The organism is Streptomyces carminius, assembly GCF_002794255.1.
Lineage (GTDB): Bacteria > Actinomycetota > Actinomycetes > Streptomycetales > Streptomycetaceae > Streptomyces > Streptomyces carminius.
In genome coordinates, this window is the sequence record NZ_PGGW01000058.1 from 272,804 (window position 1) to 297,444 (window position 24,641).

The 24,641-nt window shown below is 74.8% G+C and carries 18 protein-coding genes, 3 tRNA genes and 2 pseudogenes; 12 read left to right on the forward strand and 11 right to left on the reverse strand.

Annotated features, from left to right (window positions below):
* The first annotated feature begins 42 nt into the window (after positions 1 to 42).
* Both CUT44_RS18475 and CUT44_RS18480 read left to right on the forward strand, forming a co-directional pair.
* Positions 43 to 519, forward strand: a complete 477-nt coding sequence (locus tag CUT44_RS18475; protein ID WP_146252255.1) for a hypothetical protein — start codon at positions 43 to 45, stop codon at positions 517 to 519.
* 119 nt (positions 520 to 638) lie between these two features.
* Positions 639 to 1,067, forward strand: a complete 429-nt coding sequence (locus tag CUT44_RS18480) for a YybH family protein (protein WP_100202978.1) — start codon at positions 639 to 641, stop codon at positions 1,065 to 1,067.
* A 69-nt stretch (positions 1,068 to 1,136) separates the two neighbouring features.
* Here CUT44_RS18480 and CUT44_RS18485 read toward each other — a convergent pair.
* Together CUT44_RS18485 and CUT44_RS18490 are read right to left on the reverse strand one after the other, a co-directional pair.
* Positions 1,137 to 1,209, reverse strand: a tRNA-Arg gene (locus CUT44_RS18485).
* Positions 1,210 to 1,411: 202 nt separating this feature from the next.
* Positions 1,412 to 1,502: transfer RNA gene (locus CUT44_RS18490), tRNA-Ser, on the reverse strand.
* A 227-nt stretch (positions 1,503 to 1,729) separates the two neighbouring features.
* Here CUT44_RS18490 and CUT44_RS18495 point away from each other — a divergent pair.
* A complete protein-coding gene (locus CUT44_RS18495) occupies positions 1,730 to 2,245 on the forward strand; it encodes an SSI family serine proteinase inhibitor (protein ID WP_100202979.1) in 516 nt (171 codons plus the stop codon).
* 183 nt (positions 2,246 to 2,428) lie between these two features.
* Positions 2,429 to 6,310 carry a PAS domain-containing protein gene (locus CUT44_RS18500; protein WP_100202980.1) on the forward strand — a complete coding sequence of 1,294 codons (3,882 nt, stop codon included), beginning with the start codon at positions 2,429 to 2,431 and terminating at the stop codon, positions 6,308 to 6,310.
* A gap of 92 nt (positions 6,311 to 6,402) precedes the next feature.
* Here the strand turns inward: CUT44_RS18500 and CUT44_RS34075 are convergent.
* From CUT44_RS34075 to CUT44_RS18515, 3 genes and pseudogenes are all read right to left on the reverse strand, one after another.
* Positions 6,403 to 6,779, reverse strand: a pseudogene (locus tag CUT44_RS34075) (questin oxidase family protein); the annotation flags it as partial.
* A 48-nt stretch (positions 6,780 to 6,827) separates the two neighbouring features.
* A complete protein-coding gene (locus CUT44_RS18510; protein WP_100202981.1) occupies positions 6,828 to 8,480 on the reverse strand; it encodes a long-chain fatty acid--CoA ligase in 1,653 nt (550 codons plus the stop codon).
* A 346-nt stretch (positions 8,481 to 8,826) separates the two neighbouring features.
* Positions 8,827 to 9,342, reverse strand: a pseudogene (locus CUT44_RS18515) (SigE family RNA polymerase sigma factor); the annotation flags it as partial.
* A 708-nt stretch (positions 9,343 to 10,050) separates the two neighbouring features.
* Here CUT44_RS18515 and CUT44_RS18520 point away from each other — a divergent pair.
* From CUT44_RS18520 to CUT44_RS18535, 4 genes are all read left to right on the forward strand, one after another.
* Positions 10,051 to 10,974 carry an ABC transporter ATP-binding protein gene (locus CUT44_RS18520; protein WP_100202983.1) on the forward strand — a complete coding sequence of 308 codons (924 nt, stop codon included), beginning with the start codon at positions 10,051 to 10,053 and terminating at the stop codon, positions 10,972 to 10,974.
* Positions 10,971 to 11,849 (forward strand): ABC transporter permease, encoded by an 879-nt coding sequence (locus CUT44_RS18525; protein WP_100202984.1) that lies wholly within the window; start codon positions 10,971 to 10,973, stop codon positions 11,847 to 11,849. Before CUT44_RS18520 ends, CUT44_RS18525 begins: the two co-directional genes overlap by 4 nt.
* A gap of 130 nt (positions 11,850 to 11,979) precedes the next feature.
* Positions 11,980 to 12,708, forward strand: a complete 729-nt coding sequence (locus tag CUT44_RS18530) for a response regulator transcription factor (RefSeq protein ID WP_100202985.1) — start codon at positions 11,980 to 11,982, stop codon at positions 12,706 to 12,708.
* A gap of 104 nt (positions 12,709 to 12,812) precedes the next feature.
* Positions 12,813 to 14,276 (forward strand): sensor histidine kinase, encoded by a 1,464-nt coding sequence (locus CUT44_RS18535; protein WP_100203062.1) that lies wholly within the window; start codon positions 12,813 to 12,815, stop codon positions 14,274 to 14,276.
* Positions 14,277 to 14,380: 104 nt separating this feature from the next.
* Here the strand turns inward: CUT44_RS18535 and CUT44_RS18540 are convergent, their stop codons facing one another.
* The 4 genes from CUT44_RS18540 to CUT44_RS18555 all read right to left on the reverse strand — a co-directional run bounded on the left by CUT44_RS18540 (position 14,381) and on the right by CUT44_RS18555 (position 17,679).
* Entirely contained in the window at positions 14,381 to 14,614 is a 234-nt protein-coding gene (locus tag CUT44_RS18540) for a hypothetical protein (RefSeq protein ID WP_100202986.1), read from the reverse strand.
* Positions 14,615 to 14,999: 385 nt separating this feature from the next.
* Positions 15,000 to 15,437: a DUF6892 domain-containing protein gene (locus CUT44_RS18545; protein ID WP_100203063.1), complete on the reverse strand. Its 438-nt coding sequence runs from the start codon at positions 15,435 to 15,437 to the stop codon at positions 15,000 to 15,002.
* Between the two features lie 434 nt (positions 15,438 to 15,871).
* A tRNA-Ser gene (locus tag CUT44_RS18550) sits at positions 15,872 to 15,958 on the reverse strand.
* Positions 15,959 to 16,023: 65 nt separating this feature from the next.
* Positions 16,024 to 17,679, reverse strand: coding sequence for a S1C family serine protease (locus CUT44_RS18555; RefSeq protein ID WP_100202987.1), 1,656 nt, complete (start codon positions 17,677 to 17,679; stop codon positions 16,024 to 16,026).
* A gap of 166 nt (positions 17,680 to 17,845) precedes the next feature.
* On the opposite strand from CUT44_RS18555, the gene CUT44_RS18560 reads away from it, so the two are divergent.
* The 3 genes from CUT44_RS18560 to CUT44_RS18570 all read left to right on the forward strand — a co-directional run bounded on the left by CUT44_RS18560 (position 17,846) and on the right by CUT44_RS18570 (position 20,427).
* Positions 17,846 to 18,673, forward strand: coding sequence for a glycerophosphodiester phosphodiesterase family protein (locus CUT44_RS18560; protein ID WP_100202988.1), 828 nt, complete (start codon positions 17,846 to 17,848; stop codon positions 18,671 to 18,673).
* Between the two features lie 131 nt (positions 18,674 to 18,804).
* Positions 18,805 to 19,329 carry an ATP-binding protein gene (locus CUT44_RS18565; protein ID WP_408646758.1) on the forward strand — a complete coding sequence of 175 codons (525 nt, stop codon included), beginning with the start codon at positions 18,805 to 18,807 and terminating at the stop codon, positions 19,327 to 19,329.
* A gap of 129 nt (positions 19,330 to 19,458) precedes the next feature.
* Positions 19,459 to 20,427: a DUF5926 family protein gene (locus tag CUT44_RS18570; protein WP_100202990.1), complete on the forward strand. Its 969-nt coding sequence runs from the start codon at positions 19,459 to 19,461 to the stop codon at positions 20,425 to 20,427.
* Between the two features lie 214 nt (positions 20,428 to 20,641).
* Here the strand turns inward: CUT44_RS18570 and CUT44_RS18575 are convergent, their stop codons facing one another.
* Together CUT44_RS18575 and CUT44_RS18580 are read right to left on the reverse strand one after the other, a co-directional pair.
* Positions 20,642 to 21,301 (reverse strand): hypothetical protein, encoded by a 660-nt coding sequence (locus CUT44_RS18575; protein WP_100202991.1) that lies wholly within the window; start codon positions 21,299 to 21,301, stop codon positions 20,642 to 20,644.
* Positions 21,302 to 21,510: 209 nt separating this feature from the next.
* Positions 21,511 to 22,194: a bifunctional DNA primase/polymerase gene (locus CUT44_RS18580; protein WP_100202992.1), complete on the reverse strand. Its 684-nt coding sequence runs from the start codon at positions 22,192 to 22,194 to the stop codon at positions 21,511 to 21,513.
* A 702-nt stretch (positions 22,195 to 22,896) separates the two neighbouring features.
* Here CUT44_RS18580 and CUT44_RS18585 point away from each other — a divergent pair.
* Entirely contained in the window at positions 22,897 to 24,534 is a 1,638-nt protein-coding gene (locus tag CUT44_RS18585; RefSeq protein WP_100202993.1) for a PP2C family protein-serine/threonine phosphatase, read from the forward strand.
* Positions 24,535 to 24,641: the final 107 nt, after the last annotated feature.

The window sequence follows — 24,641 nt, forward strand, 5'->3', positions numbered from 1 at the left end:
CACGGCCGGGACGGCCTCCGGATCCGCACGGTCGTGGCGGCGGTGGCTGCCCAGGTATGGCCCCTGCTGGTGTTCCTGGGCCTGTTCCTGGCGGCGGCCCTGGCCTGGTTCGCCCGGTCGGGCGACCGGGTGCCGGCCGAGATGGCGTGGGGGGTCTTCGAAGCGGCGGCCCTGGGGCTGGTGGCCTCGTTCGCCCTGCACGAGTCGGCACACGTGGTCGCCCTCAGACGCGTCCGCACGGTGACCCGTATCGCGCTCGAGCGCACGGCGTGGCGTACGTCGGTGGTCCCCGAGGGCACCATGACGGCACGCCAGACGGCAGGGGTGGCCCTCGCCGGGCCCCTCTCCTGCGTCGCGGTCGGCGCCCTCCTCTGGCTCCCGGACCTGGACCGGTCCCTGGCCTGGTGGTACCTCGCGCACGCCGCGTTCCTACTGCCCCTCTTCGGCGACGGCCGCGCCCTCCGCCACGCCCTCCGCACGGCACGGGGCCGGCGGCCGGCCGGGGAGGCCCGGGGGTGAGCCCGGCCCTGCCCCGCCGGCGATGAGTTCCGGCTCCGGCGGGAGTCTGCCTGTACGGAGGTTCGTCCAGGGAAGCGGCGCCGCGCGACGGTGCCGCCGAGACGACGGGGAGCCGGGCCATGTCCGATGACGAAGCACAGATCCGCGCCTTGGTCGAGCGATGGGCCGCGGCGGTACACCGGGGCGACCTGGCGGCGGTCCTGGCGGACCACGCCGACGACATCGTGATGTTCGACGTACCGCCGCCGTACCGGGGCGTCCGCGGAATCGACGCCTACCGCGAGAGCTGGCCGCCCTTCTTCGCCTGGCAGGCCCAGGGCGCCCTCTTCGAGATCGACTCCCTCGACGTCACCGCCGGCGATGACGTCGCCTTCGCCCACGCCCTGCTCCGCTGCGGAACCCCGCAGGACCTGGCCGGACGGCCGGAGAACCGCCTCCGGCTCACCCTCGGGCTGCGCAAGGAGGGGGACCGCTGGACCGTGGCGCACGAACACCACTCGTTCCCGGACACCTCCGCCGAGGAGGCCGCCGCCTCCGACCTCCGGTAGACGCGAACAGGCTGCTGGAGCACACGCAAGAGCCCCTGCCGGTCTCCCGACAGGGGCTCTGAGCTGCTGCGCGCTCGGCAGGATTCGAACCTGCAACCTTCTGATCCGTAGTCAGATGCTCTATCCGTTAAGCTACGAGCGCTTGACCTCCCGGCCGTTCTGTGGGCCGGTCGTCGTTGCGGGAACAACATTACATGACCCGCGGCCGGAGGCGAAATCCATTGCGTCCTTACGGTCTGACCTGCGCGGAAGGCCGATGGAGGACCGGAACGATCCGAACGGCCCGGGCGACGGCGAAAGCCCCGGCCGCACGGGCCGGGGCTTCGGTGATCTCGATGATCGAGCGGAGGCTGAGGGATTTGAACCCTCGATGGGCGGTAAAGCCCAAACCGCATTAGCAGTGCGGCGCCATAGACCAGACTAGGCGAAGCCTCCCCACGGGCCGCGTGACCGCGGCGCGTGTGTGCAGATGATGGCACAGCCCGCGGACTGTCTCCAATCGGCGTCTACGTTACCCGGACGACACTCCCCCGGGCAAAGCCCTTTCCCACCGGTGGCGGCGGTGCCGTGGGACGAGCGGGTGGATGTGCGCAACGACGCGCGGTCCGGCGCGTTAGCAGGGGGATCGCAGCACGGACAGACAGAGACAGACAGGATCCGCCATGCCGCACCGCCGCACCGCCGCCGCAGTCCTCACCGGGGTCGCCCTCGCCGGGGCCGCCGTCCTGTCCGCCGTCGCCGTACCGGCGGCGGCGGACACCGTACGCTCCCGGTCCCAGGCCCAGGCTCAGCCCTGGAAGGAAACGCACCGGCCCGTCGCCTCCCCCGCCCGGCAGGACCGGCTCACCTTCACCGTCACCGAGAGCAGGCCGGTCGTCGGCGGGACGACGCGGATCCAGCGCAGGTACACCCTCCACTGCCACCCCGCCGGCGGCAGCCACCCCGACCCGCTCGCCGCCTGCGAGGCCCTCGACCGGGCGGACAACGGCCCGGGCAACCCCTGGGAGCCCGTCCCGCCGGGCACTCCGTGCGCCCAGATCTACGGCGGGCCGGCCACCGCCCAGGTCACCGGGACCTGGCGCGGCCGCCCGGTGAACGCCGCCTTCGACCGCACCGACGGCTGCGAGATCGCCCGCTGGGAGGCGCTCGTTCCCGCCCTCCCCGACCTGCGGGAGTGACGAACGCCACACCTCCGGGCGGAACCCGGTTCCATGTTCTACGCATGCTCCGCACGCATCCGCCGTCGCTTCCGCTACGGCTGGCCGTAGACTCCCCCCAGTGGCACGCACAGGAGAACGGCACACCAGTGGCGCTCCCGGTGCCGCCACCGGGCACTGGCTGGTCAGCAGGGAGGATGCGTCGTGAGCAGCAGGCCATCCCGAGGCGCTGCTCGCCTCGCCGCCATACTGGACGCCCTGCCGGACGCGTTGCTGCTGGTGAACTGCAACGGCACGGTCGTCAACGCCAACAGCATCGCGTTGGAGGTCTTCGAGTCGCCGGGTACCGCCCTGGTCGGGCGCGGGCTGCTGGATCTGCTGCCCGACTTCGACTCCAAGCTCATCCCGGGCTCGATGCGCCGCCCCGACGACGCCCCGCAGCCGCGCACGAAGCCGAAGCGGATGGTGGCGCGGCGCACCGACGGCAGCCAGTTCGTGGTCGAGGTGACCAGCGCCAACCTGGACGGCCGTACCCCTTACGAGTCGTCCTTCGAGGCCGCCTTCGCCGACCACGGCGGCAGCGGCTACACCGGCGACGAGCTGCTGATGCTGGTCGTCCGCGACCTGACCGGCGCCGTCGACACCGAGGCCGAGCTGGTCCGGCAGCAGCGCCAGACCGAGATGATCCTGCGCGCCGCCGCCGAGGGCGTGATCGGGGTGGACACCGAGGGCCGGATCGTCCTGGTCAATCCGGCCGCCGCCCAGATCCTCGGCCACCGGGCGAGTGATCTGGGCGGGCAGAAGCTGCATCCGCTGGTGCACCACTCCCGGCCCGACGGCAGCCCGCTGCCGTACGAGGAGACACCGCTGGCGGACACCCTGCGCTCGGGGCGCAAGCACCGGGTGCGCGGGCGGCAGGTGCTGTGGACCAAGGACGGCCGCGCCGTGCCGGTGAACATGACGACCGCGCCCGTGCGGGACGGCGACCAGCTCGTCGGCGCGGTGCTCGCCTTCACCGACCGCACCGCCTACGACGAACTCGCGGCACGCCACCGGCAGCTGCTGTCCCTGCTGGAGAGCGGGCTGCGCGGGCCGCTGGAGCAGTTGCGCGGCGAGCTGGGCGGGCTGGTGTCCGACCCGGCCGGGCAGCTCTGGCCGGAGGCGAACCAGATCCTGCACTACCTGGCGGCCGGCTACACCCGGATGACCACGCTGGTGGACAACGTGCTCAGCTACCAGCGGCTGGACTCCGGCGGCGAGAAGCTGCGGCGCGAGACGGTGCCGCTGGAGGAGGTCGTCTCGGCCGGTGTGGAGGGCGCCGTCGAGCTGATCGGGCCGGGGCGCGCGCAGTTCGCGGTGCACGCCCCGCCCGTCGACGTGGAGGTCGACCCGGTGCGGCTGGCGCAGGCGCTGGCGCATCTGGTGGCCGATGTCGCCGGGGTCGACGCGACCGGCAACGCCGCCCACCAGGGCGCGGCCACCGGCGACTCGACGATCGTGGTGGCGGCGGCACAGCGCGGCGGCGTCGTGCGGATCGAGGTGCGCGGGCCGTACGGCGGCGGCAGCCCGGTCCACGAGCCGCTGGTGCGCGGGATCGTGCGGCAGCACGGCGGTGTGCTGCAGACCCACCGGGTGCCGGGGGCGGGCGGCGACAGCTACGTCCTGGAGGTGCCGGTGGGCTCCCCGGACCCGGAGGTCGCGGAGCGGCGCCGGGCGGCGCAGCGGCCCGAGGTGCCGCCGCCGGCACCGGCGACGGCGGATCCGGCACAGCAGTCCGCCCGGGACGTGCCGTACGCGCAGCAGACCGGGGAGACCGGCGTGGGCGGCCGGGCGGGCGGCGGGGCGATCGCGCTGCCCGCGGGCAGCGGTGGTACGGCTCCCGCGTCCGTACCCGTACCCGCGCGGCCTCAGCAGTCCCCGGCGCCCTTCCCCGTCTCCGCCGGACCGGAAGGGGGCGGCGGTGCCGCGCCCGTTCCGGCCGGGACGGGGCGCCGCCGGGCGCGGCGCGCCCTGGCCCCGGTCGAGGAGCGCACGGACACCGCGGGCACGGGGAGCGGTAGCGGTACGGAGACCGACGCGCACAGCGGTGCGCACGCGATGCCGCAGCCGTCCCCTGCTCCTCCCTCCCCCGCTCCGTCCCCGAACGGGACGGGCGTACCAGCCTTCCCGCAGCAGGCGGGGTCGGGCGGCGGGCGGCGCGCCCGGCGGACCGCCGAACCCGAGGCCGCGCCCGGCACGCCCGGGAGCGGACGGGAACCGGAGCGCGCGGCGTTCGCGCTGCCGCCCGCGGCTCCGGCTCCGGCTCCGGCTTCGACCCCGGCTCCGGAATCCGCACAGCAGCAGGTCCGGCAGCCACAGCAGCCCCAGGCACAGCCCGGCCTCCAGACCCGGACGCCACCGTCTTTCCCGGCTTCCGGGGTTTCCGGGGCTCCCGAGACCCCGGCACCCGGGGACGACCGGCCCACCGGCCGGCGCCGCCGCGTACCGCCGGTCCAGGCGCCGCCTCCGGAGGCGGCGCCCCAGCAGCCGGCCCCGCAGGTTCCGCAGGCCGCTCCGCCGATGCCCGAACCGCAGCCGCAGCAGGCACAGCCGCAGCCGTCCCGGGGCGAGGCCGGTACGCCCGCGCAGGCCCCCGGGTCCGGTTCCGGGCAGAACGCCGAGCACGGCCAGGCCGAGGACCCCGAACAGTCCTCCCGGGCCGACCTCACCGTGGTGGCGGCCAGCCCCATCCTGGGCGGCTCGGTGCCGCCCACGGCAGCGCCCCGGCACCGGGGGCTGCCGATGCCGGGCCGCGAGGCGTCCTCGGAGCACACCTCCGGCGTCAGCGTGCGCACCCTCGGCCAGGGGGTGCCCTTCGGCCGCCAGGGCGACGAGCAGCACTCGGGGCAACACTCGGGGCAGTACCCGGTGCAGCACTCCGGCCAGTACCCCGTTACCCGGGCGCCCCAGGCACCCCAGCCGCCGGACCGGTCGCAGCCGGCCGCGGACCAGCAGCCCGCGCCCCCCTCGCCCTCCGCCACGGGCACCGCCCCGGGCCGCCGCCGCAAGCTGGCGGCCCCGCCCGAGGGTGGCGAGCGCGCGGCGGCGGCCGCCGCCGCTGCCGCCGCCGTACCGGGCGCCCCGCCGCAGGCCCCGCCCCGGCAGCCGTCCGTACCGCAGCCGTCCCAGCCACCCCAACCCCCGGCCGCGCCGCACGCGCCCGCGCCCGGACCGGCGACCGGTGGACGGGAGTTCGCGATCGGCGCGCCCGAGGCCGGAGCCACCGAGGGGCCGGAGCCGCTGGACGGCCCGGGAGGCGCCGTCGAGGTGACCCCGGCCGCCGGACCGCCGGTGCCGATGCCCACCGACGACGAACTGCCGCCCGAGCCGCTCGACAACCCCCGGCGGCTGCTGGTGTGGCCCGAGCCGGACGTCTCCACCCAGCAGGCCCTGACCGACCGCGGCTACCGCCCCGTGATCGTCCACTCCCGCGAGGAGGTGGACGCCCAGATCGCGGCGTATCCGGCGGCCCTGTTCGTGGACCCGCTGACCGGCCCGATCACCCGCACCGCCCTGCAGTCGCTGCGCCAGGCCGCCGTCGCCGCCGAGGTGCCGGTGCTGGTGACGGCCGGACTGGGGCAGGCCTCCCGGGAGGCGGCGTACGGCGCGGACCCGGCCGTCCTCCTCAAGGCGCTGGCGCCGCGCGACAGTGAGCAGCACCCGCCGCGGGTGCTGCTGGTGGAGGAGCACCCGGAGATCGCGGATGCCTTCGCGGCGACACTGGAGCGGCGCGGCATGCAGACCGCGCACGCCCCCACGGACGCGGACGCGGTGCAGGTCGCCGAGCAGATCCGGCCGAACCTGGTGGTGATGGACCTGATGCAGGTGCGCCGCCGCCGGGCCGGGATCATCGACTGGCTGCGGGTGAACGGCCTGCTCAACCGCACGCCGTTCGTCGTCTACACCTCCACGGGCATCGATCCGGACGAGTTGTTCCGGCTGGCCTCCGGCGAGACGGTGCTCTTCCTCGCCGAGCGCTCCACCACCCCGGAGGTGCAGTCGCGCATCGTGGACCTGCTGGCGAAGATCGGGGCCGGGGCCGGCTGACCGCCGTCAGGCGTACTGCCGGCCCCGGCCTTCCGGGGCAGTACGTCTGACGGCGATCCGGACCGGCGGTTCAGGTCTGCGGTCCAGGTCTGCGGCTCGCTCAGCTCGATGCGGTGCAGCGCCGGCGCCTGTTCACCGCCGACGTCGAGGGCCGTGTCCGTCAGCTTGACGACGTGTTCGCCGCCGTGTGCCAGGGTCTGTCCGAGCACCTCCTCGAGGGTGGACGTGCCCGGTGGGGTGTACGCGACCGGGGCGCGCACATCGCGGTCAGCGCCGCGCACGCCGTCCAGGCGGCCCGCGGGTCCGGTACCCACAGGGCGCGCAGCAGCGCGGGCAGGGTGCGCGGTACGTCGTTGGGCGCCGTGGCCGCGTGGACCGGCGTCGTCGCCTCGCCGTGGCCGTGGGTGGCGTACCGGTGGGTGGCCGCCCGCACCAGTTCGGTGAGGCGGCGGTGCGCCTCGGCCGGGACCGGCGCGCCGGACGCGGCGCGCCGGAACTCCTGGCGTCCTGGCGCCGTCTAGAGCCGCGTGACGTCCAGCTCGCCCTCGGCATACCGCGCCCGCAGCACCTTCTTGTCGAACTTGCCGACACTCGTCTTCGGCACCGCCGGGATCACCGTCCAGCGTTCGGGGAGCTGCCAGCGGGCCACCTTGTCGGCGAGGAAGTCGCGCAGCTCCTCGTACGAGACCTTCCCGGCGCCCTCCTTGAGGACGACCGTGGCCAGCGGGCGCTCGCCCCACTTCTCGTCGGGCACGGCCACCACCGCCGCCTCGGCGACGGCCGGATGGCCCATGAGATGGTTCTCCAGCTCCACCGACGAGATCCACTCGCCGCCGGACTTGATGACGTCCTTGGCGCGGTCGGTCAGCGTCAGATAGCCGTCGGGTGTGACGGTGCCGACATCGCCGGTGCGCAGCCAGCCGTCCGGGCTGAACCTGTCCTCGGGGCGGATCGGCTCGGCGCCCGCGCCCCCGTAGTACGCCCCCGCGATCCAGGGCCCGCGCACCTCCAGTTCACCGGCGGACTTCCCGTCCCACGGCATCTCGGAGCCGTCCGGGCCGATCAGCCGTGCCTCGACGGAGGCGGGGAAGCGGCCCTGGCTGACTCGGTACGGCCAGGCGTCCTCCCCGCTCAGCCCGCCCGGCGGGTGGCCGACGGTGCCCAGCGGGGAGGTCTCCGTCATGCCCCAGGCGTGGACGACCCGCACTCCGTACCGCTCCTCGAAGGTGCGCATCAGGGACGGCGGGCAGGCCGAGCCGCCGATGGTGACGTGCCGCAGGGAGGAGATGTCGCGCGGCCGCTCGGCCAGTTCGGCCAGCAGCCCCTGCCAGATGGTGGGGACGGCCGCGGAGTGGGTGGGGCGCTCGGCCTCGATCATCTCGGCGAGCGGGGCGGGCTGGAGGAAGCGGTCCGGCATCAGCAGGTTGACGCCCGTCATGAAGGCCGCGTGCGGCAGCCCCCAGGCGTTGACGTGGAACATCGGCACCACGGGAAGGCTGGTGTCGGCGTCCGTCAGCCCCATGCACTCACCCATGTTGACCTGCATCGAGTGCAGATAGACCGAGCGGTGCGAGTAGACGACGCCCTTGGGGTCGCCGGTGGTGCCGGAGGTGTAGCACATGGCCGCGGCGGTGCGCTCGTCCAGCTCCGGCCAGTCGTACGCGGTGGGCCGTCCGGCGAGCAGCGCCTCGTACTCGTGGACGGCGGGGCGGCAGCCGTCCAGCACGGAGGTGTCGCCGGGGCCGACGACCACGACGTGCTCGACCGTGTCCAGGCGCGGCAGCAGGGGAGCGAGCAGCGGCAGCAGCGAGCCGTCGACCAGGATCGCCCGGTCGGCGGCGTGGCCCACGATCCAGACCAACTGCTCGGCCGGGAGGCGGAGATTGAGGGTGTGCAGGACCGACCCCATCGCCGGGATCGCGAAGTACGCCTCGACGTGCTCGGCGTTGTTCCACATCAGGGTGGCCACCCGGTCGTCCCGGGCGATACCGAGCCCGTCCCGCAGGGCGTGCGCGAGCTGGGCCGTACGCTCCCCGATCTCGGCGAACGTCCGCCGCTGCGGCTCGGCGTTCCCGGTCCAGGTGGTGATCCGCGACCGCCCGTGCACCGTGGTGCCGTGGCGCAGGATGCGCGAGACGGTCAGCGGTACGTCCTGCATCGTGCTCAGCACCGGGGCCTCCCGAGGAGAGATACGGGCGCCACCCGCGGGCAACGCGGTCGTTTCCCCGGCAGCCTGCCACCGACCGGCCGGTATGTCACCAGGGCGGACCGGAGGTGTCACCGCCTTCCGCCGCCTTCCGTCCCTTCCGGCGCGCGGTGCCGCGCGCCTCCCGCGGCTACGCGGCGGCCGTCACCGGCTCCGCCCCGAGGCCCCCGGCGCGCCGCACCGCCCGCACGCCGTTCCGCACATCACGCACATCACGCACCTCCGCGGCACCGGCTGCACCTGCCGCTGCCCTTGCCGCCCCCCGCGCCCCGTCCCCCTCGTCCGGTGCGGTGCCGCGCGCCTCGGCCAGCAGCTGCACGTCCTCCCGGAGCTTGGCCAGCGCCCGCGACACCGCGCTCTTGACGGTGCCTACGGAGACCCCGAGCACCGCGGCGGTCCGCACCTCGCTGAAGTCCTCGTAGTACCGCAGGACGACCATGGCCCGCTGCCGGGCCGGGAGCCTCAGTACCGCCCGCCACACCGCGTCGCGCATCGCCTGCCGCTCGGCGGGGTCGTCCGCCGGCACCGTCGTCTCCGGCTCGGGCAGCTCGTCGCAGGCGTACTCTTCCACCCGGCGCTTGCGCCACTGCGAGGTACGGGTGTTGAGCAGCGCGCGGCGCACGTAGCCGTCGAGGGCGCGCTGGTCCTCGATGCGCTCCCAGGCCAGGTAGGTCTTGGCCAGCGCGGTCTGGAGCAGGTCCTCGGCGTCGGCCGGATTGCCGGTGAGCGAGCGGGCCGTGCGCAGCAGCACCGGACCGCGCGCCTGTACGTACGAGGTGAACGTCAGGCGCGCCCCGGCCGCGGTGGTTCCCCCTTGAGTGGTCATGGCCCAACGCTAGGTTCCGCGCCCCCCACCGGAATCGGCCGCAGGTCCCGATGCCGGATCCCTCTCAGGTCGGAGGGGAGGCGCCGGATACACCTCCCGGGGGTGTAGGGAACACCGGCCCCTCTCAGGGTCCCCGCGTGCCCCTCCCCCACACGACGGCGCGGCCGCACTCCAGGTGCGGCCGCGCCGTGCATCCCTTCTCCCATCGGGCACCGGCCGGTTCCCCGCCCGGCCGGCACCCCGTCGGCTCACCGGAGCCGGTGGAGCGTGTGCACCGCCGCGACGGGGCGGACGGTGCGGATACCTGCCATGTCCTCCTCCAGGAGCGTCCGTTGGGCTTCTTCCGGTTCAGCGACGTCGCGCCACCAGACTGCCCACCGGAAACCCGGAAAACCGCCGCCGGCGCCTCATTCCCCCGCACGAATGACGATGTGTCGATAAACCACCGCACAACCGCACCACCCGTTCGGCCCCGCTCTCGCGCTTCTCCTCCGAAGCTCCGGACGCTGCTCCGCCCCGTACGGGCGCCGCACGCCGGGCCGGCCCGCGGCAGCCGTTCTCCCGAGGGTTTCCTGTGAGCGGTCCGCCCCGGCGGCGCACGGACGGGGCCCGGGCTCGGCACGGAGCGCGGCACGGGCCGCCGGACTCCCAGGGTTCTCCCAGAAGTTCCCAGGGAAAGACCGGACCGGCCCGCCAGGATGCCGTCCCATGACAGCGATCGACGTACGGGGACTGACCAAGAGGTACGGTCCCGACACCGTGGTGGACGACCTGTCGTTCACCGTCGGGCCCGGGCAGGTGACCGGTTTCCTCGGCCCGAACGGCGCCGGCAAGTCCACCACCATGAAGATGATCCTGGGACTGGCCGCCCCCACCCGGGGCTCCGTCACCATCGGCGGCCGCCACTACCGCGACCTGCCCGTGCCCCTGACCGAGGTGGGCGCGCTGCTCGACGCCGGCGCCGTCCACGGCAGCCGGACGGCGTACAGCCATCTGCTGGCGCTCGCCACGAGCAACGGCCTCCCCCGGCGCCGGGTCGGCGAGGTGCTCGCCCGGACCGGGCTGGAGGGCGTGGCCCGCAGGCGGGCCGGAGGGTTCTCGCTCGGCATGCGGCAGCGGCTCGGCATCGCGGCGGCGCTGCTCGGCGACCCTCGGGTGCTGATCTTCGACGAGCCGGTGAACGGGCTCGATCCCGAGGGCATCCGCTGGATCCGGGCCTTCATACGCTCCCTCGCCCGCGAGGGCCGGGCGGTGCTGGTCTCCAGCCACCTCATGAACGAGATGGCGCAGACCGCCGACCACCTGGTCGTCATCGGCCGGGGCCGGCTCATCGCCGACACCGGCATGAGCGAGTTCCTGCGCACGCGCGGCGAGGGCACCGTACTCGTCCGCACCCCCGAACCGGGCTCCCTCGCCTCCCGGCTGACCGCCGCCGGGGCCACCGTGCGGGAGGGCCCCGAATCCTCGCTCACCGTCTCCGGCCTGACGGGCGAGGAGATCGGCCGGCTCGCCGTCTACCACGGCGTCCCGCTCAGCGAACTCACCCCGCAGCGCCCCTCGCTGGAGGACGCCTTCATGGAACTGACCAGGGACAGCGTCGAGTACCAGGGACACCAGGAGGCCGCCGCATGACCCCGCCCGCCGCCGAGCCCGCCGCCACCGCTACCACCGCCACCGCTACCACCGCCGCACCCGCCGGCGGGTCCGTCACCGGGCCCACCGCCGCGCCCCGGGTGACCTTCGTCCACACCCTCCGCGCGGAGTGGGTCAAGTTCCGTAGTCTGCGCTCCAGTTGGTACACGCTGGCCTGCCTCTTCGGGGTCGGGCTCGGCATCACGGTCCTGTCCATGAGCTCCGCCGGGACGCAGTACGCGGACGCGACGGCCGAGGAACGGCAGGACTGGGATCCGACCGGCCTCAGTCTGACGACGTACATCGTCGCCCAGCTGATCATCGGTGTGCTGGGCATGCTGGTCGTGACCTCCGAGTACGCGACCGGTCTGATGCAGACCTCGCTGACCGCCACGCCCCGCAGGCACCGGCTGCTGGCGGCCAAGCTGGCGGTGGCCACCGCCGTCGCCGTGGTGGCCGGCCAGGTGCTGATGTTCGCCGCCTTCCTCATCGGCCAGGCCCTCCTGCGCGGGCAGGACGTGCCCAGCGCGGAGCTCGGCGATCCCGGGGCGCTCTCCGCCGTGGCGGGCGGCGGGCTCTACCTCGCGGCGATCGCGCTGCTCGCCGCCGGTCTCGGCACGCTCATGCGGGCCACGGCGGGCGCGCTCACCATCCTGGTGGGAATCATCTTCCTGGTGCCCGGCCTCGCGGGCCTCTTCCCCGCCTGGCTCGAGGGCCTCCTCGGCTTCTGGCCGACGGCGGGCGCGGCCGCGGTCCTCACGACGGTCCCGGACCCCGACTACCCGCACCCCTGGCTGAACCTGGGCGGGATGTGCCTCGGCGTCGCCGCGGTGCTGGCCGCCGCGTTCGTCGCCTTCCGGCACCGTGACGTGTGAGGCGCGGGCCCGCGGCGCCCGGCGGACCGCTCGCGGACGGGCTCCGGAGCCGGGCCTCCGTATCCTGGCCGGCGTGGAGCGACCGGAACAGACGGCCCCGGAAGCCCGGGAAGCCCGGGTGCCCGGGGCGATGACGCCCCGGGAGGACGACGGTGCCGGGCGGGATGCCGAGCGGCTGCTGGTGGTGGACGACGAGCCCACCGTCCGCGAGCTGCTCTCCGCGACGCTGCGCTTCGCCGGCTTCCGGGTGACCTCCGCGACGACCGGCGCCGAGGCGGTCGCCGCGGCCACCGAGGAGCCCCCCGACCTGGTGCTGCTCGACGTCATGCTGCCGGACATGGACGGCTTCGAGGTGGTCCGGCGGCTGCGCGAGCGGCGCGCGGAGGGCCGCGGCGGGCCGGTGCCCGTCCTCTTCCTCACCGCCCGGGACCGCCAGGCCGACAAGGTCACCGGGCTCTCCCTCGGCGCCGACGACTACGTGACGAAGCCCTTCGACCTGGAGGAGCTGATCGCCCGGATCCGCGCGATCCTCCGCCGCACCACGGGCCACCGGACCGGCGTGCTGACGGCGGGCACCCTCGCGCTCGACCCCGAGGGGCACCAGGTGACGCGGGCGGGGCGGCCCGTCCGCGTCTCACCCACCGAGTTCCGGCTGCTGCGCTACCTGCTGGAGAACGCCGGGCGCGTGGTGTCCAAGGCGCAGATCCTCGACCGGGTGTGGGCCTACGACTTCGGCGGCGACGCCGGCATCGTCGACACCTACATCTCCTATCTGCGGCGCAAGGTCGACACCGAGGAGCCCCGGCTCATCCACACCGTGCACGGCGTGGGCTACGTATTGCGGGAGCCCCGGCGGTGAGGCGGGTGAGGCGCCCGCCGGGGCACCCGCCGCACCGGCACCCGCCGCACCGGCTCTCGCCGCACCGGCTCTCGCTGCACCGGCTCTCGTTGCACCGGCTCTCGTTGCACCGGCTCTCACTGCGGGCCCGGCTGCTGCTGCTCACCACGGGCCTGCTGCTGGCCGGACTGGGCCTCATCGGCGCGGTCGTCTCCGACCGCCTGGAGCGCTACCAGCTCGACCGCATCGACGACCGGCTGCGCTCGCTCACCGAACTCGTCTCCCAGGTCTCGGCCACCGGGCCGCCCGAGGTGGACGGTGCCCGCGCCCGCCCCGAGCTCCTCGGCCCCGGGCTCGACCTGTTCGGCGCCCCGTACCTGGTGTACCTGGACGCGGACGGCTCGCCGACGAGGAGCGTCCACTCCCCCCGGCTGGACGGCGCGGCCCTGCCGCCGCCCGGCGCGCTGCGCACCGTCCCCACCGACGGGACGGCCGTCGGCCTGCCCGCCGCGGACGGCTCGGGACGCTGGCGGGCCGTCGCCCGGCCGGCCACCGGCTGGGACGGGGCGGTGATCGCCGCCGCGCCGCTCACCGAGGCCGACGCCACCGTCGCCCGGCTGCGGACGAGCAGCCTGGCAGGCGGCGCCGTCCTGCTCGTCCTGCTCACGGCGGTCGGCTGGTTCGCGCTCGGCCGGGGTCTGCGGCCGCTGCGCCGGATCGAGCACACGGCGGCCGCGATCGCCGGCGGCGACCTCACCCGGCGCGTACCCGTCCTCGCCCAGCCCGGCACGGAGATCGGGCATCTCGCGGCCTCGCTCAACACCATGCTCGGCCAGCTCGAACGGGCCTTCGCCGACCGGGCGGCTTCCGAGGCCCGGATGCGTACCTTCGTCTCGGACGTCAGCCACGAGCTGCGCACCCCCCTCTTCGTCATCAAGGGCTCGGCCGAACTGCACCGGATGGGCGGGCTGCCCGGGCCGGCCGACGTCGACCGGGCGATGCGCCGCATCGAGCGCGAGGCCACCCGGCTCACCGCCCTCACCGAGGACCTGCTGCTGCTCGCCCGGCTCGACGAGGCACCCGAGGGGCAGCTCGACCGGGCCCCGATGGATCTGCGCACCCTGGCGGGCGACGCCCGGCACGATCTGCGCGCCCTCGACGCGTCCCGCCCGGTCGAGCTCACCGGGCCGGGCGGCACCGGCCCGCCCGGCCCGGCCCCGGTCCACGCCGACGAGGGCCGGCTGCGGCAGGTCGTCGCCAACCTCGTGGGCAACGCCGCCGCCCACACCCCGCCGGGCACCCCCGTCCGCATCGGCGTCGGCACGGCGGACGGCCGCGCCGTACTCGAAGTGGCCGACGAGGGACCGGGATTGGCGGCCGGGCAGGCGGACCGCGTCTTCGACCGCTTCTACCGGGCCGACCGCTCCCGGAACCGCTCGGGCGGCGCCGACGCGGGGCTCGGACTCGCCATCGCCCGCTCCCTCGCCCGGGCCCACGGCGGCGACGTCGAGCTGGAGACCGCCCTCGGCGAGGGCGCCCGCTTCCGGCTGACCCTGCCCCTGGCCCCGCCACCACCGGACCGGGACTGAGCCGCCCCGGCGGACGCGCCCCGGCGTCCTCCTCGCGGCACTCCGGGACGGCGCCTTCCAGGAACCTCGGCCCGCGGCGGCCGGGCGCGGTTCGGACCGATCCGTCACTCCTCCGGACGGAGCCGCCGGCGAGCGGCCTCGAGCCGCTGGTCGTAGTCGGGCGCGAACAGCCCGGGAAGCGCCTTGTCCAGCGTTCCCGCGATCCGGTGGACCGGTGCCCAGACCGCCGGGTCGTCGACCATGCGACTGAGGTCCGTCATCTGCAACTTCTCCAGCCAGTGCGACAGCACCAGCGCCTCGTCACTCGTCAGCTTGATCGTGACGTGACCATCACCCATGCGCACACCCCTACGGCTCGGCCCCGGCCCTCGACCACACGAACCTACTGTCCTCGGACCTCGTGCCCCGGCCGAAGGCACAGGGGCGTCCCCGCTGCGCCCGGTCGTGGACGAGGCCGCTCAGGCGCGCTCTCAGGGAGAGCACCGCGTCGGTCACCTCGGGATCGGTGGCCCGGGCGTCGGTCTTCGCCGCCCTGCCGCTGGCGTGAGGACCTTGCCGGGCTCCACGTCCGGCCGGACCGCGGCGGCGATCGGGGCGCACCCTACGCCTTCACGACGCGGGGCGAGGGCTTCCACCTCGTCGGCGAGGCACTCGCCCAGTGGACGGACGTCCGGTCACCGGGCACGGCCGCCCGGGTGATGCCGACGACGGAACCACCCGGGATCAGTCGACGGCGATGCCCCGGGCCGCGAGTATCGCGTACTTGTCCGGGACGTCGATCCCGCCGGAGTCCGCACCGATGATGCGCCTGAGATTCGGCAGGAGGGGGAGATCGTCGAGCGAGCGGACGTCGAACAGGTCGTCCTCGCCGTCCCAGATCGGGGCGCACTCCAGGTACACCTGGTGACCGCCGTCGAGGACCAGCGTGTCCACGGTCGCCAGCAACTCGTCACCGATGTGCAGCCGTTCGAAGAAGTCACGGGCCTCGTCGAGCACCGTGTACGCCAGGCCGTTGCCGTGCACGTAGCCGTAGAGGTCGGTGACGCCCTTCTTTCTCCGCAGGTACGCACTCATGCTGAACGGCGGGGTGAGCGTCCGGTCCCAGTACATGAGTTTCTCGACGACCAGCAGCTTGAAGTTGAAGTCACGGAAAGCGGTCACGGGCACAAGAGCTATCACCCGCGTGTGACAGCGAGGCGACGGAAACGGCACGCCACCGGCGCCCCGACGGGGGCCGTGGGACGCGAACCCGCCGAGGCATCGCCACCCTGACAGCCCTCAGCGGTGCGCTGCCCGCTGCCACCGCGCACCTCCGGCGAAGCTTTCGCCATGAGGCACCTGGTGACTGCCGCGAGAGAATGGATCCAGCTCGACCCTCATGACGGCAATGCCGTTCACCGCTGCTTCCAGCACTGGCTCCGTAATGTCCTCGGCGACGACCAGGAATAACGGTGGAACAGTGCCTGCCCACCGGAACGCACGCGCCCTTTCCGTGCCCCCGTCGAACGGGAGACCACGGGGAACGGCGGTCGCCGACGGCAGCGGGCACGACGACGACCCCTGACCGTCTGTGCTGGTCAGGGGCCGATCAGATGCGGAGGCTGTGGGATTTGAACCCACGGTGGTGTCGCCACCACGACGGTTTTCAAGACCGTTCCCTTAGGCCGCTCGGGCAAGCCTCCCCACGTCGCGCGCCGGGTGGCGCGCGGCGTGGGGACAGCCTAACCGGTACGGCCGGTGAGGTGGCTCAGTCGCCCGTGCGGGAGCCCAGGGTCAGTTCGGTCTGGGCTTCCTTGCCGTCGCGCTCGTAGGTGAGCGTGACCTTCTCGCCCGGTTCGTGGGCCCAGATCTCGCTGATCAGGGTGGGGCCACTGTCGATGGCCACGCCGTCGAACTTGGTGATCACGTCGCCCGCCCGCAGGCCCGCCTTGTCGGCCGGGCCGCCCGGGGTGACCGGCTCGGCGCCGTCCTCGGCGTCCTCGATGATGCGGGCGCCGTCGTCGCTCTGCTGCTGGGTGACCACCTGGACGCCGATGACCGGGTAGACCGGCTCACCGGTCTTGATCAGGTTGTCGCCCACCCGCTTGGCCTGGCTGATCGGGATGGCGAAGCCCAGGCCGATGCTGCCCGGGGCGCCGCCCAGGCCACCGCCGGGCGCCGACTGGATGGCGGAGTTGATGCCGATGACCGCGCCCTCGGCGTTGAGGAGCGGGCCGCCGGAGTTGCCCGGGTTGATGGAGGCGTCGGTCTGGATGGCGCTCATGTAGGAGGCCTGGGCGCCCTGGCCGTCGCTGGAGGCGACCGGGCGGTTCTTGGCGCTGACGATGCCGGTGGTGACCGTGCCGGACAGGCCGTACGGGGCGCCGATCGCGATGGTGGCGTCGCCGACCTGGACCTTGTCGGAGTCGCCGAGCGGCAGCGGGGTCAGCTTGGCGCCGCCGGCGTCCTTGAGCTTGATGACCGCCACGTCGTAGCCCTGGGCGCGGCCGACGACCTCGGCGTCGTACTTCCGGCCGTCGGAGAACGTGGCGGTCAGGTCGCCTCCGTCGGCGGCGCTGGCCACCACGTGGTTGTTGGTCATGATGTGGCCCTGCTGGTCGTACACGAAGCCGGTGCCGGTGCCGCTCTCGCCGCCGCCCGCGGCCTCGATCGTCACGACGCTGGGCAGGGCCTTGGCCGCGATCCCGGCGACGGAGTCCGGGGGACGGTTGACCTGCTCCAGGTTGCCGTCGGAGGAAATGGTCGTCGAGGTGCCGCTGTTCGCGCGGTCGGCGGCCCAGAAGCCGACGCCCGCGCCGACGCCGCCCGCCAGCAGGGCGGCCGCGACGACGGCGGCGATGAGGCCGCCGAAGCGCCCCCGCTTCCGCTCCGGGCCCGGGGGCGCCGGCGGGACGAGCGGGGCGCCCCAGGAGGCGGCGGCGGTGTCGGGGGCTTGGGGCGGGTGCGTACCGCCGCCGTAGCCTTCGCCGGGCGCGCCCCACGGATTGTGGGGTTCTCCCGGCTGCGGGGCCTGGGCTCCGGGTGCCCCATGGGTCCCGTGCGCCCCGTGGGACTGGGGGGTGTGGGGCTGGACCGGGGCGGGGGGCGGCGGGGTCGTCGCGAACTGGGTGGTCGGCGGGTCCTGCTGCGGCGGCTGCGGCTGCTGCTGGGAGTGCGGCTGGTGCTGGGAGTGCGGCGGTGGCGCGTCCGGGTCGATCTTCCGCAGGACGGTCGTCGACGGGTCCTCGGCCGCCGGCGCCGGTGGCGGCGCGTGGGTGGGCGCCTGGAGGTCGTAGTCCTCCGGCGGGGCGTCGTTCGGTGTCCTGGGCGCGGCGTCGTCGGCGCCGGACCGCCCGGCCGGCGGGGGCGGCACGGGGGCGTCCGACGCGGGCCTGTCGGCTGCGCCCTCGTTCTCGGTGCTCACAGCTCTCTCCTCAGGTACACGACAGTACACACCGCCCGGAGCGCGGTGTGATTGTTCAGGTGTATGACGCCAGCTTCCCCCATGAGACGTCAGACCGGCGTAAGCGCACCCGTCCGGGCGGCCCCCGTCCGCCGACCCGCGCGGTACGGGGTGGCACCATAACGCGGTGAGTAATGAGACCGACCGGGTGCCGTCCGGTTCCCGGCGCCGCATCTCCGTCGTCGCCCACCGCGGGGCCTCCGAGGACGCCCCGGAGCACACCCTGGCCGCGTACCGCAGGGCCATCGAGGACGGTGCCGACGCCCTGGAGTGCGACGTGCGGCTCACCGCCGACGGCCATCTGGTCTGCGTGCACGACCGCCGCGTCAACCGTACCTCCAACGGCCGGGGCGCCGTCTCCGCGCTGGAGCTGGCCGATCTGGCCGCCCTGGACTTCGGCTCCTGGAAGGGCTGGGGCGACACCCGGGAGTCGCCGGACACCGAGAGCCGCGAGCACACCTCGGTCCTCACCCTGGAGCGGCTGCTGCGGCTGGTGGAGGAGCAGGCGTCGGCGGGCCGCCGGGTGGAGCTGGCCGTGGAGACCAAGCACCCGACCCGCTGGGCGGGGCAGGTCGAGGAGGAGTTGCTGCGGGTGCTCGCCCGTCACGATCCGGCCATTCCGGTACGGGTCATGAGTTTCTCGGCGCGCTCCCTGCACCGGGTGCGGGCCGCGGCGCCGTGGCTGCCCACCGTCTACCTGATGCAGTTCCTGCTGCCCCGCCACCGCGACGGGCGGCTGCCACCGGGTGTGCCGGTCGCCGGGCCGAGCATCCGGATCCTGCGTGCCCACCCCGAGTACGTGGCGCTCGCGCACAGCATGGGCCACCAGGTGCACGTGTGGACGGTGGACGATCCGGCCGACGTGGAGCTGTGCGCGCTGCTCGGCGTGGACGCCATCATCACCAACCGGCCCCGGCACGTGCTGGCCCAGCTCGAAGGACTGGAGGAGGGCTGACGGCCGGGACACGGCGGGGTGGTGCTCCGGCGCACTCGGCCCGTACGGCGGCCGGAGCCGGCCGGCTCCGGCCGTCAGCCGCGTCACGGGACCGCTCCGGACGGTTTCCACGCACGGGCAAAAGGGCATTCATCCCGTGGCGTGGGGTGAAGAAGGAGGTCTCGGGGGTGGCGTTGGTGGTTGCACAGGAAGCGCCGACGTCGTCGACGATGGCCGTACCCCACGGTCCGGCGGGCGTGGGTACGGCACGGCGGCGGATGCGCGAGGAGCTGCTCGGCTCCGGTATGCCGGAAGCGGTCGTCGACGACGCGGTTCTCGTTCTCTCGGAACTGCTCAGCAACTCGTACCGGCACGCCAGGCCCATCGGCCCGGGCGAGTGCGTACGGGCGGCGTGGGGGCGTACGGGCGACGGCGGGGTGCGCGTATCGGTCACGGACGGCGGGGGCCCGACCCGGCCGCGGCTGTCCAATCCGTCGGTGACGGCGCGGGGCGGCCGAGGCCTGTCGATCATCACCTCCCTGGCCCGCGACTGGGGTGTGCGGGACGGCGGGGTGCCCGGCTGTGTGACGGTCTGGGCGGTGGTGCCGCCGTCCGAGTCCGGCTTCGGCTCGTCGATGAGGTTCGACGACCTGATGGATCTGGAGGACTTCGCCTGATCGCCCCGCGGATGCCCGGGGCGGTGTCGTCTCCGGCGTCTCCGGTGTTTCCCGCGTACGCGGGACCCTCCGGTGGTACGGGCTAGGCTCGCGCCGACAGCGTCCGTACGACCGGGAGATCCGTACGCCATGGCCAAGAAGCGCCGCCCCCAGACCAAGGCCGCAACGCCGCAGCTCACCGGTGGGGAGATCCCCGTCGTCGGGGCTCGCGAGCCCTGCCCCTGCGGATCGGGCCGCCGTTACAAGGCCTGCCACGGGCGCGCCGCCGCGCAGGCGGTGACGGAGCTCGTCCGTCGCCCGTTCGAGGGACTGCCCGGGGAGTGCGACTGGGTGGCGCTGCGCGAGCTGGTGCCCGCCGCGACCGCGCCGCTCACCCCGAAGGACGGGCTGCCCGACGACGTCCCCGCCCTGACGCTGGCCACCGTCCTGCCCATGGCGTGGCCCGCCCTGCGCCGCGACAACGGCGCCGTCCTGCTCGGGCTGCAGAACGACACCCCCTCCGGGGACATCAGCCGGGACCTCGCCGACGTACTGCTGCGGGCGCTCACGGCCCGGCCGGGCAGCCCGGTGGCCGCCGAGCGCACCGCGGCCGACGCCCCCCGGCTGCAGGATCTGCTGGACCCGGAGGCGCCCTTCGTACCGGAGGTGCATGACGGATTCGGGTTCTGGGTGGAGGACGCGGAGAACCAGAGCCCGGAAGTGGCCGCCTCACTGGAACGCGCCAACTCGGCGGCCTTGCCAACCGCCCGGCTGACCGGAGTGGAGGCGGCGTACTGGTGCGAGACTCCGGAGAAGAACCATCTGCGGTGGGTCATGCCGCATTCCGAGGAGCGGCTGCTCGACGCGCTCGCCCGGCTGCACGCCGCGGGTGCCTCGTCGCTGGGCGAGGACACCAGGCTGGTCGGCTCCTTCCGGGCCCACGGGCTGGTCGTGCCGGTGTGGGACCTGCCGGGCGCGATGCGCGCGGAGGAGTGCGAGAAGCCCGCGGCGGCCTTCGCCGAACGGCTCGGCGAGGCGCTGGAGTCCACCGCTCCGCTGACCGCCGACGAGCGCCGTGCGCGCAGCGGATTCACCAATCGCCAGGTAACTCTCAACTGACAGACGAATTTCCGGCGTCCGTTGCTACATTCCTGCCGTGACTCCTGTCACAACTCCCCTTGCGGGCCGGTGAATAGACGGCTTGAAGGGATCGGTGGAATTTGCGAACGGGCCGTTACTTGTTACCGTTCTAACTGCCCGGTCGCTGGTGCATCCCCCGTCGCCAGCGATCGGGTCTTCTCATGTCCGGGCCCCGGTGCGGTGCCCCGGGGGGTCAGCCCCCGTGCGGGCGCCCCGGATCGCCGGGATCACCGGCGTCACCGCCGGTTCCGCTGCCGGACCGCAGCAGCAGCCGCTCCCCGTCCGGCGCCCCGATCTCCGCCACCGCCGCGTACGGTTCCCCGTCCGGGCGGGTGCCGGCCGTCCGCCGCCGTGCCGGGGTGTCGCACGCGCCCGGCCGGTCCGTCGCGGGCAGGGCGCAGGGCATGTGCACCGTACGGCCGTCGGGGCCGGTCAGGCTGAGGGCGCCGGGCAGGGGCTCGCCCGTCGTGTTCCGGTAGTACATCCGCCCCCAGGTCGTACTGTCCCGGGTCAGGACGCAGGTCTGCGCCCGTACCCCCTCCGGTGCCGCGGCCTGGGCCCCGCAGACGGCGGTGACCTCCGACAGGCCGACGTCCGACAGCAGCTCCGGGGGGATGGCGAGTTCGGCGGAGCCGGGGGCGGCGGGCGCTCCGGGGGCCGGGGCCGCGGGCGCGGCCGGTGGCGCCGGTGTCGGGGAGGGTGCGGCGGTGTGCCGGAGGCCGGACGCGTACGGCGAGTCCGGGCCGGCGGTCGCGGCGGCGAGGGGCAGGGCCACGGCGAGCGCCACCGTACTGGCGAGCGCGATCAGGCGGAGGCTGCGGAGGTTCGTGGCACGGTGCTGCGGCTCATGCATGGACGACCCACCTGCGACTCGCTGGGGAGCGGGAGCCCTCGGCGGGCCCTCCGGGTGGGCCGAACATACCGGGAACGGACCGGCGCCCCTCGGGACAGAGCGCCTGTTTCCCTCCAACTCCGGCGCACCGTTACCCGTACGAGTGAAAGTGAAAGGGTGCGGTCCCGGCCGGCACCCCGGCCGGGACCGCACCCTCCGGTGCGCCGGGCTCAGTACGCCAGCCGGCTGCCGGTGTCCGGGACCTGGGCGCTCGCCCGGACCAGCACGTCCACCAGGGACTCCATCCGCGGCAGCCACGGGGTTCCGCCGTCCCCCACAGACGGCGGCCGCTCCCAGTCCACCTGCCCGGCGCCGGTGCGCGACGGCGGCAGCGGCACATAGCCGCCCTCGCCGTGGAAGCGCAGCGAACTGGGTACCCAGTCCTGGGCGTAGAGCAGCTCGCCCAGTTCCTCCAGGTCGTACGGCGCCACCAGCAGGACGAAGCGGGTCGGGGTGGCGATCACCGGACCGGTGCGCACCCCGAGCCGGTCGAACTCCGCCAGTGCCCGCTCACCCGCGGCCGCCGGCAGACTGAGCGCGCAGGGCGCGCGGTCCCCGGTGGCCAGCAGGAGGGGCGCGCCGGGGCGGCTGGTCCACCACCAGCGCACCATGCGGGCGTCGGTGGTGGCCGCCAGCAGCCCGGGGTCGAAGGGGTGCGCGCCGGGCACGGCGCAGTCGGGCCGCGGACAGGAGCAGCGCCCCCGTGGCTGCCCGGACTGGCGTGCGGTCAGGCGCCTGGACTCCCGCGGTGCCACCCCGGGCAGTACCGGCCACCCCCACCGTGTGGCGCAGACGAGCGCCGCGTCGCGCAGCGCCCAGCGGGTCATGCGTCGCCTTCCGAGGATCTCGCGCATCAGCGCTCGTTCCTTTCCGTAACGCCAAAGATCGACAAGGACCTATCCGGACCGGTCAGCCGATGGCGGCTGTCCGACCCCCCTCACACCTGTACATCTGCGGATCTCACGTGATCGCACATACGCTGCCGAGCGCTGCGGCACCGCGATGTCCCCCCGCGGCCCCGGGCCTTCCATGGATCGGGCGCGAAACCGTGAAACCGCGAAACACGGAGAGTGGCGCGCCTCGCGGCTGCGCCCGTGCTGTCCGTACTGCCTCGTGCCCGCGCGGCGTCCCGCTGCCGGTCCTGCCCTGATCCCGATCGCCGCGTACGAGGTCACGCCCCGGTTCCGCCCCGTGAGACGCGCGGGCCCGCCGCCGGGTTCCGGCGCGGCCCGACCTGCCCGATCCCTCTTGCCGTACGTACTCACGTACCCACAACAGTCGTGATGACGCGCTGTCGTGTCAGACGCCAGTCGACCGCGCACCACCGAGCACAGCGTATGTTTTCGGCCAAGCTCGTGACACCCCCCGGAACCATCTCATTCCCTCCCCGCCCCGGGCGGCGGAACCGTCTTCCGGGACACCCGCGGCCCGCTCGGACAATGCTGGACATCTCGCCATCAGGACGTGTACACCTGGAGGCATTGATGGCGGAGCAGCACTACATGGGGGTTCGCGATGCTGTCGAGCACGCCGGCCCGCACCGGGGGCCACCGCCCATGAGCGCCCGACGCCCGCCGAAACTGGCCGGAACCAACTCCCCCGCACCGCCTTCCCAGCACACTGGCCCGCCCTCCGCCGTGCCCCGCGGGCAGTCCGTACCGGCCCGGCCGCACGGTCCCGGCCCGGATCCGGCGCCGGGCCGGGGGCCGGTCCCGGCCCGTCCCGCCGAGCACCTCGCCGCCGTCCAGGACCGGCTCGCCGGCCGGCTCTCCGACCTCACCATCCTCCACGGGCTCACCGAACGCCTGCTGCGCACGGCCACCCTGGAGAGCGCGGTGCACGAGGTGCTCCGCGCCGGGGCCGCCCTCGCGGGCGCCCGGCGCGGACTGCTCTCGCTGGCCCCGGCGGGCCCGGCGGGACACCCCGGCCCGCCCGCCGAACGGCCCGGCGGAGTCGGTCCCGGCGCCACCGTCGGGCTCGGCCTGGGCGTGGCGGACCTCGGCCAGATCGAGACCGTCCCGCACGGTTCCGTCCCCTTCGCGCTGCTGTCGCCCGAACCGGCGGAGTCCGCCGCGCCCGGGCGCGGGGGCGGGGAAGGGGGTGGGGAAGGGGGCGGGGGCGGCCCCGCCGGGCCCCGGGAGGTCGTCCTCCCCCACATCGGCCGGGACGCCCGCCTCGGCCCGCGCCACCGCGAGGTCGCCGCCCGGCTCGGCTGCGCCGCGAGCTACGCGGTCGCCCTGGAGACCGGCACCGCCGGACGGGTGGGCGCGGCCGTCTGGTTCTACGACGAGCCCGCCCGGCCGACCGAGCGCCGCCGCCACCTGCTGCGGCTGTACGCGCGGCAGGCCGCCGAACACCTCGCCCGCCAACTCGACCTGGCCCGCGCCCGGAGCGCCCTGGACACCGTGCGCGAGGGGCTGCTGCCCGGCCGGCTGCCCCGGGTGCCGGGGGTGCGGCTGGCGGTCCGGCACCGCACCGGACCGTGCGGCGGCGACTGGGGCGACTGGTACGACGCGCTGCCGCTGCCCGACGGCGGACTCGCCCTGTCCGTGGGCACGGTCACCGGTTCCGGTGCGGACGCGTCGGCCGCGGCGGGGCGGCTGCGCGCGGCGCTGCGGGCGTACGCGGTGCTGGAGGGCGAGGACCCGGTCGCCGTGCTGTCCGATCTGGAGGTGCTGCTGCGGCTGACCGAACCCGCCCGCGCGGCGACCGTGCTGTTCGGATACGCCGAGCCGGCCCCGCCCCCGCCCGCCTCGGCACCCGGAGCCGCACCCGGAGCCGCGGCCGGGGGCGCCCGGATCGTGCTGGCCGGGGCGGGGCACTGCCCGCCGCTGGTCGTCGGGCCGCGGCGCACCGAGCTCGCCGAGACCGCGCTCTCCGCGCCGCTGGGGATGCTCACCTGCTGGGAGGCGCCCGGCGTCGAGCTGGAGCTGGCCGCCGGGGAGACGCTCCTCCTCTACGGCGACGGGCTGCTGCGCCGCACCGGCGAGCCCCTCGACCGGGCCGTCGACCTGCTCAGGTCGGCCGCCGAGCGCGCCGCGCCCACCGTCCGCGACGACCCCGGCGCGCTGGCCGACCACCTGCTGCGCGCCCTCGCCCCCGTCGGGGGGAACACCGGGGACGGGGCCGCCGGGGACGGGGCCGCCGGGGACGGGGCCGCCGGGGACGCCGTGCTGCTCGCGGCGCGGTTCTGAGTCCGTCCGGCCCGTTCGCGGCCCCGTTCCGCGGCCCCGGCCGGCGGCCCGCGCGGACCTACGATGGAGGAGGCCCGCACCAGGCCCACACCACCAGCAGGAGGAGG

Coding starts and splice junctions, on each gene's coding strand:
- CUT44_RS18480 (WP_100202978.1), top strand. CDS start 639: ATGTCCGATGACGAAGCACAGATCCGCGCCTTGGTCGAGCGATGGGCC.
- CUT44_RS18495 (WP_100202979.1), top strand. CDS start 1,730: ATGCCGCACCGCCGCACCGCCGCCGCAGTCCTCACCGGGGTCGCCCTC.
- CUT44_RS18520 (WP_100202983.1), top strand. CDS start 10,051: ATGACAGCGATCGACGTACGGGGACTGACCAAGAGGTACGGTCCCGAC.
- CUT44_RS18525 (WP_100202984.1), top strand. CDS start 10,971: ATGACCCCGCCCGCCGCCGAGCCCGCCGCCACCGCTACCACCGCCACC.
- CUT44_RS18530 (WP_100202985.1), top strand. CDS start 11,980: ATGACGCCCCGGGAGGACGACGGTGCCGGGCGGGATGCCGAGCGGCTG.
- CUT44_RS18540 (WP_100202986.1), bottom strand. CDS start 14,614: ATGGGTGATGGTCACGTCACGATCAAGCTGACGAGTGACGAGGCGCTG.
- CUT44_RS18570 (WP_100202990.1), top strand. CDS start 19,459: ATGGCCAAGAAGCGCCGCCCCCAGACCAAGGCCGCAACGCCGCAGCTC.
- CUT44_RS18575 (WP_100202991.1), bottom strand. CDS start 21,301: ATGCATGAGCCGCAGCACCGTGCCACGAACCTCCGCAGCCTCCGCCTG.
- CUT44_RS18580 (WP_100202992.1), bottom strand. CDS start 22,194: ATGCGCGAGATCCTCGGAAGGCGACGCATGACCCGCTGGGCGCTGCGC.
- CUT44_RS18585 (WP_100202993.1), top strand. CDS start 22,897: ATGAGCGCCCGACGCCCGCCGAAACTGGCCGGAACCAACTCCCCCGCA.